The following is a 12,938-nucleotide window of genomic DNA, read 5'->3' on the forward strand; positions in this document are numbered from 1 at the left end:
GGTCTGCATCCGAGGGGTAAATAAGGGAAGGAAGTGTTTTATAACCTTAAACCACTTTTTCCTTACACTTCAACCACTTCCCTTCGATCACGACACGGAAACTTAAAAACCATGGGCAAAACAGCAGATTATGCCGTAGTTAGCGGGTCAGCTTTTCAATAACATTCAGCAAGATTTCGGGCTCAATTGGCTTGCCAATGCATTGGGTCATACCAGCTTTCTGATAGCTTCTTTGATGTTCCGCAGAGTAATCAGCGGTTAACGCGATAATCGGGACATTCTTAACCCATGACTGATCCAATAGACGAATAGCTTTTGTGGCCTCGACGCCCCCCATCTTCGGCATCACGACATCCATCAAGACAATATCAAATATCTTTTTACGACAAGCATCCAGCGCATCAACACCGTTTTCCACCAAGGTTACAGTACAAGGTTGGTCATCCAAAAACCGTTGAATAAGAATTTGATTGATTCGATTGTCTTCGGCCAAAAGGATTTCCAGTTGTCCGGATCGCCCTCCCTTCATCTTTGGTTTTCCTTCCTCTGAACGCGTCACAACAGGCCGAGGAGAAAAGACTTCGATAAACTGCTGAACATCCCGAATGAAATCTTGTCCGGTAGAAATCAGATTCACACTTTCGATCAAGCTGACGAAACTTTTATGGTTTTTAGAACGACTTGTCAGTATGGCAACGGGTACGTTTCTTAACTTTTCCAACGCCAAAAACACCCGCGCCAACTCTGCCCCCGAAACCAGTGGTAACTCACCGGAAACGATGACACCGTTTGGCGGGCTGGCTAAAGCATTTTCAAGCAAATCGAGTGTGCGCGCAAAAAAAATCAGACGCCATCCAGGTTTTTTTAAAGCACTTTCCAGCCGTTGCCGATGCAGCTTGCTGGACGTCACCATCATAACCTCGACATCCTCGAAAATCGTCCCTCTTTCAAGCTCACTATGCCCTGCAAAACCAAAATGTGGTAATGACCTAAGCAGCTCATTGACCTCTGCTTCGGATGGCAGCTGATCGCGCACGACAATCCCTCTGATATGATCAAGATACACATTAATGTCATCTATTCTGCTGATATCAAGGGCCTGCTCTTTGACCAGATAATCCTCTAACCGGTGGGCAATCATGGATATCACCGGATATCCCAATATACCGCCCTGTCCTTTTAGATTATGCATTTCACGGCGAATAAGCTCTATGGCCTTGCGCGGATCCTGTTTACCGTCATAGACATTATTCAATAAGCTCTCAAGTTCATCTGTCACCATCTGGCACTGATCAACAAACTCTATTCTTAATCGTTGATAGCCATCATCCATGGAACTCTAACTCATCCGCCTCAAGAACTTATTCTCATACTGTCACACTGTTTTACGCCTTATCGCTAAATAATAATCCCAAAAGTATTACCATAATTATAAGCTTGGTTACTTGTTTCTTCGGAACAGAAACACAGATAAAATTCTTAAAAAAATATGCTGTTCCACCATTTCCCGACTTGATGTCCCATTTCGTCTCGGGTGTAATCAACCAATAGAAAATAAACACCTTTGAGCAGGATTTAACATGAGTGATTCCCCCAAGTCAGCTAGTTCGGGCGTACCTAATTCCATGGCTGGACGAGATGTCGCCTATTGCCTTCACCCCTATACAAATGCCCGCGCCCATGAGGAAAAGGGCCCATTGATCATCACTCATGGCAAAGGCATTAACGTATTCGATGACCAGGGGAAATCCTATATAGAAGCAATGGCAGGGCTGTGGTCGACATCTCTGGGTTTTGGGGAAGACCGCCTGATCAAAGCTGCAAACAAGCAAATGAAAGAGCTGCCCTATTATCACAGCTTCACTCACAAGACGCCGATCCCCCCTATTGAATTATCTGAAAAGCTGCTTTCCATGGCCCCCGTCCCCATGTCGAAAGTCTTCTTTGCCAATTCGGGGTCAGAAGCAAATGACACAGTCGTCAAACTGGTTTGGTACTACAACAATGCAATTGGCCGCCCGAACAAAAAGAAAATAATCAGCCGAATGAAAGGGTATCACGGTGTGACCGTGGCAAGCGCCAGCATGACAGGCTTGCCCGCAAACCATACTGATTTTGATCTGCCAATCGCCAATATTCTTCACACCTCTTGCCCACATTACTGGCGTTTTGGAAAAGACGGAGAGAGTGAAGAAGATTTCTCAACCCGAATGGCAAATGATCTGGAAAAAATGATTCTCGACGAAGGACCAGAGACCATTGCAGCCTTTATCGGTGAACCCGTTATGGGAGCAGGTGGTGTCATTGTTCCGCCAAAGGACTATTGGGAAAAGATTCAAATCGTCCTCAAAAAATATGATATTCTGCTTATTGCCGACGAAGTCATCTGCGGCTTTGGTCGTACGGGAAATACCTTTGGCTGTGAAACCTTTGGCATGAAACCTGATATCATTTCCGTTGCCAAGGCCTTGAGCTCTTCCTATCTGCCAATTTCTGCTGTCATGATTTCCGATGAACTCTATCAGGGCATTGCCGATAATTCTGCCAAAATTGGTGTTCTGGGTCATGGTTATACCTATTCAGGACACCCTGTTTGTGCTGCTGTCGCGCTGGAAACACTGAAAATATACGAAGAGCGTAACCTATTTGATCAGGCAGCCAAGGTCGGTGAGCACCTTCAAGCAGGCCTCGCCCAATTCAAAGACCACCCCCTAGTTGGCGAAGTTCGGGGTGTCGGCCTAATTGCGGCTGTCGAACTGGTCCAAGATAAAAAAACCAAAGCAAGCTTTGATCCCGTTGGCAAAGTCGGCACCTATCTGAACGAACGCGCGATTGAAGAGGGACTGATTATCAGAAACATGGGGGACTCAATTGCCTTCTGTCCGCCGTTGATCATTACCGAAGATCAAATCGACCAAATGCTCGACCGTTTCAAAACAGCTTTGGACAAAACGCTGGATTGGGTTAAAGCAGAAGGGCTGATTTAGCTTTTACCAAATATTATGCGCCACGGACGACCATCATCAAATACTGATGGCGGCCCTGTGGCGCATTTTCTCCAACACGCAAACACCCGAAGACATAGCTCACAGAGCACACCACTCGTAAAATTGGAAAAGAATTCCAACAATTGACATCGATCAATTACGCCCCGCCTAAACCGCGATAACACTGTTGTGTATAAAGAAAGTAAAACTTTATGCGTCGTTCAGTCGCGTTGGTGATATAATAGGGGCGCGATAGAGTGCGAATTGTTGTTGAATTGCGATAAACTATTCATTAATTCAACAGCTGATAAGCTTGTTACAGCAAAGCCTGTGTACAAGTAAAAGAACAAGCCGGATCAAACGGCTCACGTTAGGCGAGAAGAGCAAATGAACTACGAAGAGTATTTCAGTACGGCGATAGAGGACCTGAGAGAAGAAGGTCGCTACCGTGTCTTTGCTGACTTGGAGCGTAAAGCTGGTAAGTTCCCAAATGCGACTCACTACGGCACGGATGGTACCCGTCCAGTAACCGTGTGGTGTTCCAATGACTATCTGGGAATGGGGCAAAATCCCAAAGTTATTGCCGCCATGCACGATGCCTTGGACAGATGTGGTGCGGGTGCGGGTGGTACACGGAATATTTCCGGTAACAATCATTACCATGTACTGCTTGAAAGAGAGCTTGCCGACTGGCATCAAAAAGAAGCTGCGCTGCTCTTTACCTCTGGTTATGTATCTAACTGGGCCGCCCTAAGTACACTGGCGTCAAAACTACCAGACTGTGTTGTTCTCTCTGATTCCATGAATCATGCGTCTATGATCGAGGGTATTCGTCACAGTAAAGCCGACAGGGTTATCTTTGAACACAACAGCCCCGAAGATCTAGAAGCCAAGCTCAAGGAAATAGACCCCGCCCGTCCAAAGATTATTGCCTTTGAATCCGTCTATTCTATGGACGGTGATGTTGCCCCTATCGAAGCATTTTGCGATCTGGCCGATAAATATAACGCCCTGACCTATTTGGATGAAGTGCACGCAGTTGGTCTTTATGGCCCCCGCGGTGGTGGCATTACCGACAGAGAAAACCTGACCCATCGTCTGGATGTTATCGAAGGCACACTTGGCAAGGCCGTTGGTGTTGTTGGCGGCTATATTACAGGTTCTGCAAGCCTTGTTGACTTTATCCGCAGCTACGCATCCGGTTTTATCTTCACAACCTCTCTTCCCCCTGCGGTTGCAGCGGGAGCACTGGCATCCATTCGTCACCTGAAAGAAAGCGCCTTTGAAAGAAGCCGCCATCAGGATCGCGCACAGGAAACCCGAAAGCGTCTTAAGAAAGCTGGCCTGCCAGTTCTCGATTCGAAAACACACATTGTTCCTGTCATGGTTGGTGATCCCAAAACATGCCGACAGATAACAGATACTTTAATGTCCCGTTATGGCATCTATGTTCAGCCAATCAACTACCCGACCGTACCCAAAGGTACTGAACGATTGCGGCTGACACCATCCCCGGTTCACAGCGATGATGACATTGATTATCTGGTAAAGGCGTTAAAGGAAATCTGGCAAGAGCTAGAACTAAAAATCGCTGCCTGAAAATCGCCTTAATTGCGAATAGTTCTCATTTAACTGGACAGATAAAAAACTTCGGGATATTTTAACTGTAGTTTGATATCTTAATCAGTGACGTCTTCTATTCAGGAGTGAGAACTCTATGTACCGCGACAATACATTGGTCCCCGCAGAAGCAACACGCCTTCTCGCACTTGGCCTGCTGATGGAAAAACCCATGAGCTATGCCATGCTGGCCCAAACTGTTCGTGGCTTCACCAGCCTTGTTGTGGGTCCATCGCTGGATCTTATTGGTACTCCCCTTGAGGTCCTTAAGGTAGAAGGCCTTGTCAGCCTTGATAAAGCTTCCGAAACCGAGACACTTTCACTCACCGATGCCGGGCAAGAAGAGTTCTCTTACTTGATGGGATCAAACCTTCGCGCACCTGTTACAGATATGAGCAAGCTGATCATTGCGATAAAAATGCGCTTACTCCACCTCGCAGATCAGACGACACAGACAATGCAGGTAAACCTGCTCGTCGATATCTATGAAAGACAACTCAATCGTCTTCTGGAGCTAAAACAGGGTTATTCGACGACAGAAGGGCAATTTGATAGCTGGCTCGACCTGGATATCAAGCACACTACTGAACAGCTAAAAACCTATGAAAATATGGCTGAAGATATGGCAAAAAGTGTGGCCTAGGATAACAAAGTTCTCAGCACATCATCCATAGTTTTAGATTACCGCAAGAGGCACCAAACTTGGCGCCTCTTTATTTTTTCGCAGAAATATTATGTATTCAAAAAAACAGAACCCTTAATCCGCAACATATCGTGGATAGGTCTTTTTTGATTTTTCGGCAAAATCAATATCAATCTCGACGGTTACAAAGGGATCTTCGGGCGTTGCTGTCGCCAAGACATTCCCTTCAGGATCAATAACCCACCCCAAACCACCAAGGTTATCTCCTTCGCCCTTCGGGTTATAAAGATTTGAAGACAAGCAATAAGCACCGGAAACAACAGCTGCCGCACGCCCCCCTGCTAGCCACTTTTCCGTAGAACCATGTGGCGTCGCCCTTGGCACACACAACAGATGCGAACGTTGCTTTGCATAGGATCGGGCGTGTTCAAAGAACCACATCTCGGTACAGATCGTCACCCCAATGCGTACATCATCATACCGAGCAGTAGAGAAATTTTTCTCCCCCCGGTCATACCACGTTGCTTCCCAGTAATCTTCTTCGTCTGGCAAGTTCCACTTGTCATGAAATTCGGTAAGATCTTGACTTTCCAGCCACAAATAAGCGCGATTTCGGCGTCGCCCTGCATCCAGAACAGGTCGCGTCCCAAGAACAGCTTTTGCACCAAGCTCCGCCAAACGTTCAATCATTTCCTGATGCGCTTCCACAGCATTCAACCACGCCTCAGCAGACGGCACATTTGATGCCGCTAACCAGGATGAAAAAGACATTTCGGGAACCAAGACAAATTCCGAACTATGCTTTTGCACATGATTAGCCAACGATGAAAAACTGTCCTCAATTCGTTCCGCTCGATTATCGAATTGGCAAACGGTCACTCTCATTTCATTTCTCACTTTTTGGCAATGACAAAACAGCATCACTTTTATGCGAAGTATCTTTTGTCTCATTTAGGATATGCCTTGAGTATCGCGCGATGCACTGCCAACAAATAGATACATAATTGCCAACAAATTGATTTATTTCTTTCAAAATGTACAAATCATGTATCATTATGTGCAAATGATAGATAATACAGACCAAGAACTAATCGCTCTATTACGCCGAGATGCACGACAGCCAGTTGTATCCCTTGCCCACAAGCTTGGCATTTCCCGGGCAACGGTTCAGAATCGTATTCACAGACTTCTACAACAGAACGTCATTCAGGGCTTTACAATTAAAAGCTCAAACACTGATGCTCAGGCACCAATCAGGGCACATGCAAGAATTAAGATGCGATCAAAATCCAACAAACGGATTATGGCTTATCTTTCTGGAAGAACGGAAATAGTTGCACTCCATACCATCAGTGGTCCCTATGACATCCTTGTCGAAATTCACACACAATCACTCGAAAATTTGGATAGTGCCCTTGCCGATATAAGAACGCATGAGGACGTTATGGAAACAGAGACAAATATCCTTCTCGCTACCCATTATCAATAACCCTGAATTTAGAAGCTCGTATCAGGGAATGGAAAAATGAGCGCTCCGCTTAATCCCCGAAATAAAAGATCATCTAAGCTGATCGGATCGCATTAAGGAAGGTTTCAACTTCACCTCGCAGATTATCTGCTTTGGTGTTGAGCTCTCGCGTTGCCGACGAAACCTGTTCGGATGCGGCCCCGGTATCATTGGCTGCCTGACTGACAGATTCAATGTTATTCGTTACTTCACCCGCGCCATTTGCCGCCAGCTCAATATTCCGAGAGATCTCAGAAGTGGCCGCCCCTTGTTCTTCAACAGCGGAAGCAATTGCAGCCGCAATTTGGTTAATCTCGTTAATTGTTGTGGTAATAGACTGTATTGCAGTCACCGCGCTCTTGGTATCCGTTTGTACGGCATCAATCTGGGCTGATATCTGTTCTGTTGCCTTGGCTGTTTGATTGGCAAGGTTTTTCACCTCGCTGGCCACCACAGCAAACCCCTTACCCGCTTCACCAGCACGGGCAGCTTCAATCGTGGCATTAAGCGCAAGAAGATTGGTCTGTTCTGCAATATCCGAAATAAGACGCACCACATCCCCAATCTGATCAGCTGTATTAGCCAAACCCTGGATCTGTTGATCTGTTTTACCCGCCTCGGCAACCGCCTTGCTGGTAATTTCAGAAGATTGATTGACCTGTTGGCTGATTTCTTTAATGGAATAAGACAGCTCTTCTGTTGCACTGGCAACCGATTGTACATTAACCGATGCTTCCTGAGCAGCCCCGGATACGACAGTCGCACGTTCTTTTGTTCGCTGGGCAATATCCGACATGGACTTGGCCGTCCCTTCCATGTCGGAAACCGCTGTTCCCACTGATTCCAGAAGCACTGAAACCCCACTATCAAAATCTTTCGTCAAGGTAGAAATTTTATTGGTGCGCTCATCACGCATCCTCTGGATTTCTTCCTGCTCTCTGGCCAGTTCCTCGGTTCTAATCATGTTGTCCTTAAAGACCTGAACAGCCGTGGCCATTTCTCCGACCTCATCCTCTCGATCAAGCCCGGGAACATCCACATCCTTTTCGCCCCCGGCCAAGCGGCCCATGGCACCCGTCATCTGTTTAATCGGTTGTGCAATACCACGACCGACCAACATTCCCAGGCCTCCACCAAGCAGGATTGCAACAACAGTGGCCAAAATAATGACTGTATTTGTTGTTGTTACTGTACTTTCTGTTTCCACCTTAAGGTTTTCTAACTGAGCAAGTTCATTTGTTGCAAAAGAAGCCATCGTCGCACGAAAAGCAGAGAAATATTCTTCCCCCTTGGCCTCTCCGACCAGATCGGCCATGTCATCCATGGTTTTTGCAGAGCCAATTTTCCGCCTTAAAGAGATCAAAGGCTCTACAACTTTTTCTTGCCATTCCTTAACCGTCGCTTCCAACTGGTTAAGCAATTCAACCTGTTCCTTGTTATCTTTAAGGGCAGTTTTCAAATTGGCCGTTTTTTTGAAAAGTTCCGTACTTCCATCCAAATAGGGTTTAAGGAAATCTTCCTGCCCGGCAAGTAAATATCCGCGCATTCCCGTTTCCATATCCACAACCGCTTTGAAAACGGCATTAGCCTCGATGATGACAGCATTGGTATCGTTTACTTCTTTCAACATCTTTCCAACAGAAGCCGCATCCAGCTTGGTAAACATTAAAACAGCATCAATTTTCTTCTGCCGTTCTTCCCGTTGCGTAACAACCTGTTTAATAAGCCCTGCTATCTGGCCTTGGACTTTTTCAAAATAAACTTTACCTTTATTTTCCGCCACCAGCCGCGCCATATCATTCATGGTCTCGGCATCGCCAATTTGCCGACGCAGTGCAATGGATGGGCCGGTGACGACGTCCTGCCATTCCTTTAAAGTCGCTTCGGCCTCATTTAACAGGGCCAATTGTTCCGGATTATCGCCTACAAATTCTTTGAGCTTGGCAATCTTGCCATAGGTTTCTTCCTGTCCCTGTTCGTAAGGGGCAAGAAAACTATCCTGACCTGCCAGAAGGTATCCCCGCATAGATGTCTGCATATCCACTGCAGAAGCGATAACATCTGTCATCTCTTCCAAAGTAGTGTGAGCTGATTCTACATTCCTTGTCGCCGTTGAAATATTACCTATAGACGTAAAACTAACCAAGCTGATAATAACAAGTAAAACCAAAGGAATTGCCACACCAATAAGAATTTTCGGCATGGTCTTAAGAGATGACCATTTCATAAAACTACTATCCGGGACGTAATTATTTTTTTTCAAAAACATACCGAATTATAATTACCAAGACATTAATTCTATTTATTGGATAGATTTCAAAAACTTAATATCTACAACTCCTTTTATACTTCAAAAATTTCATCCTTTGCTTCGTAAACCATGAAAAAACTACACACTGATAACGATTAAAACAAAGCCCCCTTACACTTCCTAAACCTTTTATCCCTATTCTTTCTGCAAAAAAAATCAGAAAAAGATTGGAATTAGCAATCTATTAATAAGATTAGCTTAACGTCCTGCATACCATAGTATGAATCCATATATATGTCTTTGTATTACAGCAAGTTAAGATATCACATACTCCTAGGAAAAATATGCGATGATTGCCCAAAAGCCCCAAACTTTATCAGTAAGTGCAAAAATTCTGGCCGTGGTGGGGCTTTGTCTCCTTTCATTGCTTAGTGTCTCTGGATTTTCTATCTACCAAATGCAACAGATCGGGACTGAGCTGGAAGGAATTGCCGAACAGGATATTCCCTTAACCAATATTCTGACAAAAATTACCACACACCAGCTGGAACAAACAATTAGCTATGAACGCGCAGCAAAGTATGGTGAACACCGCACCGATGATGCTCATTTTGGCGCGTTATATGACAAGGCAAAAAAATCCTTTCAAAATTTAACGACTCTTATTGATAGCGAAATCCTCAAGGGTGAAGAAATTGCAGCAGTCGCGATATCCCAAGCTCATACTGAAGATCAGTTAAAAGAGTTCACTCATGTCCTGGAAGTCTTGAAAAAAGTCGAGAAAGAACATCACGACTATGACAAGCACGCCAATGAAATATTTAACCTGCTAGAAACTGGAAAATTCAAAGAAGCTTTCGCCGCAGAAGAAAAGTTTGAAGCCGAAGCAGAGCAGCTAATACATGAACTGGAAGAAATCCTGTTTGAAGTTGAAGAGTTTACCGCCAAGGCAGCCATCTCAGCAGAACAACATGAAATTTTTGCCCTACGTGTTCTTGCTGTTCTGACCATAATTGTTTTAATAACAGCCTCATCAATTTCCTTCCTTCTTGTTAGAAGAAATATAACCTCACCTTTGAAAAAGATTGTTACGTCAATAGAAGCTCTGTTGTCAGGGGATACAAAAACCCCCATAGAAGTAAACAATGGCGACGAAATAGGAAAAGTCGCCCAAGCCCTGAATATCTTTCGGGAAAAGCTTGCTGAAAACGAAAAACTGCAATCCGAAGCAACGGCACAAAAGAAACGGGCAGAAAAAGCCGAAGAACAAGCACGGCTCGATATGGCACAAAACCTAGAAGACACCGTTGGCCATGTCATTCAGTCCGTTGCAGCCGCAGCCACAGAAATGAATTCATCTGCTGAATCCCTAAGTACGATAGCGAAAGCAACTGATTCCCAGGCTCTCGCCGTTGCCGCCGCATCAGATCAAGCATCACAGAATGTACAAACAGTAGCTTCGGCGACGGAAGAGCTATCCTATTCTGTTCAGGAGATTACGCGCCAGGTAAAGGAATCCTCTGAGATAACGGAACAAGCTGTATCAGAAGGAGAAAGCGCTAACTCGACAGTTCAGGGCATGGCAGAAATGGCCGATCGTATTGGTTCTGTTGTTAGCCTGATCAACGATATCGCAGAACAGACGAACCTTCTCGCCCTGAACGCGACCATCGAAGCGGCACGGGCGGGTGAAGCTGGAAAGGGTTTTGCTGTCGTTGCCAGTGAAGTAAAGAACCTCGCCAATCAAACGGCGAAAGCAACGCAAGAGATTTCAGACCAAATTGCAGAGATGCAAAGTGTTGCCGGTAACACAGCCGAAGCGATTGGAAACATTAGCACAACCATTAATAAAGTGAACGATATCACAAAACAAATTGCCAGTGTTGTGCAAGAACAAGAAGCAGCAACTCAGGAAATATCCCTTAATATTCAACAAGCATCGCAAGGAACCCAGGATGTTACGAACAGTATTTCCGAGGTTAAAAATGGTGCATCACAAACAGAAACCAACGCGCAGGAAGTTTTATCTGCAACTGGAGAGCTTTCACTACAATCAAATGTTCTGAGCACAGAAATTGATAAATTCCTTGTAAACCTGAGATCAGCGTAAACATGCCCTCAAGAACGTCAGGCGTTTCCGGTTCAGCTTCAGTTTCCGTTTTTGCCCCCAACCATAGAGACTGATTTTACCTGGGCATAAATTTCTTGCCCAACAGTAAAATCAAACTTCCGCAATGATCTCTGTGTAATTCGGGCCAGGAATTTAGCGCCATTCTGTTCCTTGTGGCCAACCGACAAAAGCAAGTTACATCGGGCGCCATCCAACAGATGGATATCTAAAATTCGTGTAGGGACCACGTTCAAAATGGTCGTCTCTGATGGTCTTTCCTGTGCCAGACTGACATCCTTTGCTGCAATAGATATCCTGCGTTTGCTACCAACGGGCCCCAGCTCACCAGGAATTAGAAGAACACCACCTTCGACCCCGACTTCGGTTATTCTGTCTTTATCAGAAAATGACAAAACTTCGACATCAAGCACAGAGGACGTCTTTGGCCCTTTGGCAATAAACAGGGTGGGATCGGAAAGAACCTCGCTTAACGGGCCGCTCGCAACAACTTTTCCCTGATCCATTAAAACCATGCTATCCGCCAGTCTTTCGACCTCTTCAGTATCGTGGCTGACAAATATTACGGGAACATCAAGGGTTTTAAACAAACGATCCAGATAAGGGATAATCTCGTTTTTGCTGAACCTGTCTAATGCCGCTAAAGGCTCGTCCATCAACAAAAGCTCTGGCCCGGACAACAAGGCCCGTCCAATCGCAACCCTCTGACGTTCCCCCCCAGAAAGGTGATGTGTTGAACGCTCAAGTAAATCTTGCAGCCCCAGAAGCTCTACCAAATCATCTATCGGAACAATATTAGCCCGCGCGCCCGCACGCTTTTGTCCAAAGATCAGGTTTTCATAAACCGAAAGATGCGGGAACAGGCTCGCATCCTGAAAAACAAAACCAACTGGTCTTTTATACGTTGGCACGAAGTGATTATCGTCTTGCCAGACCTGCCCCTTAACCGACAGATGACCACGATCCACATCCGACAATCCAGCTAAACAGCGCAGAACAGTCGTTTTACCACAGCCAGATCGACCAAACAGGGCTGTCACACCACGCGCGGGTAATTCAAATGCGACCGAGAGATCAAAGTGATCCAAAGGACCAGAGAACTGGGCAACAATGCCATTATCAATGGAATGCGTCATCGTAATCGACGCCCCAGTTTTTTCTCTAGAATCATCATGCTAAGAATGACAAGGAACGAGAACACCAGAAGTCCCGCCGAAAGAACATGTGCTTGCCCCCATTCCAAAGCCTCAACATGGTCATAAATGGCAACAGAAAGCACCTTGGTCTCTCCCGGTATATTACCGCCGATCATCAAGATAACACCGAATTCCCCAACTGTATGCGCAAAGCCAAGAACCGCCCCGGTAAGCAGACCCGGTCGGGCCATTGGCAACGCAACAGAAAAGAAGCTGTCCAGCTTCGACGCCCGCAAGGTCGCAGCAACTTCCAACGGGCGATCCCCAATTGCCTCGAACGCATTACGGATCGGCTGTATCACAAATGGCATGGAATAGATGACAGACCCAACAACTAACCCAGCAAAAGTAAAGGGCAAGGCCCTGCCAAAAACTTCTGTCGTGATTTGCCCGATGGGACTATCTGGCCCCAAGGCAATCAAGAGATAGAACCCCATGACTGTTGGGGGAAGAACAATCGGCAGGGCAACAACCGCAGCAACAGCCTCTTTCCACCAGGCCTTGGATCGAGCCAGCCACCACCCGACAGGCGTGCCCAACACCAACAAAATAACTGTTGTGATAAAAGCCAGCTTTACAGTGATCCAAATAGGATCCCACATGTAC

General features: G+C 45.8%; 10 protein-coding genes. 5 read left to right on the forward strand and 5 right to left on the reverse strand.

Features of this window, described 5'->3' with window-relative positions:
- Positions 1-139: 139 nt before the first annotated feature.
- Complete coding sequence (locus WH95_RS03600) at positions 140-1,333, reverse strand: response regulator (protein WP_046502947.1); 1,194 nt, start codon at positions 1,331-1,333, stop codon at positions 140-142.
- 247 nt (positions 1,334-1,580) lie between these two features.
- Between WH95_RS03600 and WH95_RS03605 the strand changes: the two genes are divergently transcribed.
- From WH95_RS03605 to WH95_RS03615, 3 genes are all read left to right on the forward strand, one after another.
- Positions 1,581-2,987, forward strand: a complete 1,407-nt coding sequence (locus WH95_RS03605; RefSeq protein WP_046502954.1) for an aspartate aminotransferase family protein — start codon at positions 1,581-1,583, stop codon at positions 2,985-2,987.
- A 387-nt stretch (positions 2,988-3,374) separates the two neighbouring features.
- Positions 3,375-4,586, forward strand: coding sequence for a 5-aminolevulinate synthase (gene hemA / locus WH95_RS03610; protein WP_046502957.1), 1,212 nt, complete (start codon positions 3,375-3,377; stop codon positions 4,584-4,586).
- Positions 4,587-4,704: 118 nt separating this feature from the next.
- Positions 4,705-5,250, forward strand: coding sequence for a hypothetical protein (locus WH95_RS03615; protein ID WP_046502959.1), 546 nt, complete (start codon positions 4,705-4,707; stop codon positions 5,248-5,250).
- Between the two features lie 114 nt (positions 5,251-5,364).
- On the opposite strand, the gene WH95_RS03620 is transcribed toward WH95_RS03615, so the two are convergent.
- On the reverse strand, positions 5,365-6,201 hold the full coding sequence (locus WH95_RS03620) for a nitrilase-related carbon-nitrogen hydrolase (RefSeq protein WP_082113960.1): 837 nt from the start codon (positions 6,199-6,201) through the stop codon (positions 5,365-5,367).
- 112 nt (positions 6,202-6,313) lie between these two features.
- Between WH95_RS03620 and WH95_RS03625 the strand changes: the two genes are divergently transcribed.
- A complete protein-coding gene (locus WH95_RS03625; RefSeq protein ID WP_162199373.1) occupies positions 6,314-6,739 on the forward strand; it encodes an Lrp/AsnC family transcriptional regulator in 426 nt (141 codons plus the stop codon).
- A 73-nt stretch (positions 6,740-6,812) separates the two neighbouring features.
- Here the strand turns inward: WH95_RS03625 and WH95_RS03630 are convergent, their stop codons facing one another.
- The gene (locus WH95_RS03630) at positions 6,813-8,984 is read right to left on the reverse strand and encodes a CHASE3 domain-containing protein (RefSeq protein ID WP_162199374.1); all 2,172 of its coding nucleotides are present in this window, start codon (positions 8,982-8,984) and stop codon (positions 6,813-6,815) included.
- Between the two features lie 373 nt (positions 8,985-9,357).
- Between WH95_RS03630 and WH95_RS03635 the strand changes: the two genes are divergently transcribed.
- Positions 9,358-11,118 (forward strand): methyl-accepting chemotaxis protein, encoded by a 1,761-nt coding sequence (locus tag WH95_RS03635; protein ID WP_052741764.1) that lies wholly within the window; start codon positions 9,358-9,360, stop codon positions 11,116-11,118.
- 38 nt (positions 11,119-11,156) lie between these two features.
- On the opposite strand, the gene modC is transcribed toward WH95_RS03635, so the two are convergent.
- Positions 11,157-12,272 (reverse strand): molybdenum ABC transporter ATP-binding protein, encoded by a 1,116-nt coding sequence (gene modC / locus WH95_RS03640; RefSeq protein ID WP_046502964.1) that lies wholly within the window; start codon positions 12,270-12,272, stop codon positions 11,157-11,159.
- Positions 12,269-12,934, reverse strand: a complete 666-nt coding sequence (gene modB / locus WH95_RS03645) for a molybdate ABC transporter permease subunit (protein ID WP_046502967.1) — start codon at positions 12,932-12,934, stop codon at positions 12,269-12,271. The genes modC and modB overlap by 4 nt, the downstream gene beginning before the upstream one ends.
- Positions 12,935-12,938: the final 4 nt, after the last annotated feature.

The organism is Kiloniella litopenaei, assembly GCF_000982415.1.
Taxonomy (GTDB): Bacteria; Pseudomonadota; Alphaproteobacteria; order Kiloniellales; family Kiloniellaceae; genus Kiloniella; species Kiloniella litopenaei.

Bases quoted from the DNA above. Each gene is read 5' to 3' on its own strand.
- WH95_RS03600 (WP_046502947.1), bottom strand. From the start codon at position 1,333: ATGGATGATGGCTATCAACGATTAAGAATAGAGTTTGTTGATCAGTGC.
- WH95_RS03605 (WP_046502954.1), top strand. From the start codon at position 1,581: ATGAGTGATTCCCCCAAGTCAGCTAGTTCGGGCGTACCTAATTCCATG.
- hemA (WP_046502957.1), top strand. From the start codon at position 3,375: ATGAACTACGAAGAGTATTTCAGTACGGCGATAGAGGACCTGAGAGAA.
- WH95_RS03615 (WP_046502959.1), top strand. From the start codon at position 4,705: ATGTACCGCGACAATACATTGGTCCCCGCAGAAGCAACACGCCTTCTC.
- WH95_RS03620 (WP_082113960.1), bottom strand. From the start codon at position 6,201: ATGAGACAAAAGATACTTCGCATAAAAGTGATGCTGTTTTGTCATTGC.
- WH95_RS03625 (WP_162199373.1), top strand. From the start codon at position 6,314: ATGATAGATAATACAGACCAAGAACTAATCGCTCTATTACGCCGAGAT.
- WH95_RS03630 (WP_162199374.1), bottom strand. From the start codon at position 8,984: ATGAAATGGTCATCTCTTAAGACCATGCCGAAAATTCTTATTGGTGTG.
- WH95_RS03635 (WP_052741764.1), top strand. From the start codon at position 9,358: ATGATTGCCCAAAAGCCCCAAACTTTATCAGTAAGTGCAAAAATTCTG.
- modC (WP_046502964.1), bottom strand. From the start codon at position 12,272: ATGACGCATTCCATTGATAATGGCATTGTTGCCCAGTTCTCTGGTCCT.
- modB (WP_046502967.1), bottom strand. From the start codon at position 12,934: ATGTGGGATCCTATTTGGATCACTGTAAAGCTGGCTTTTATCACAACA.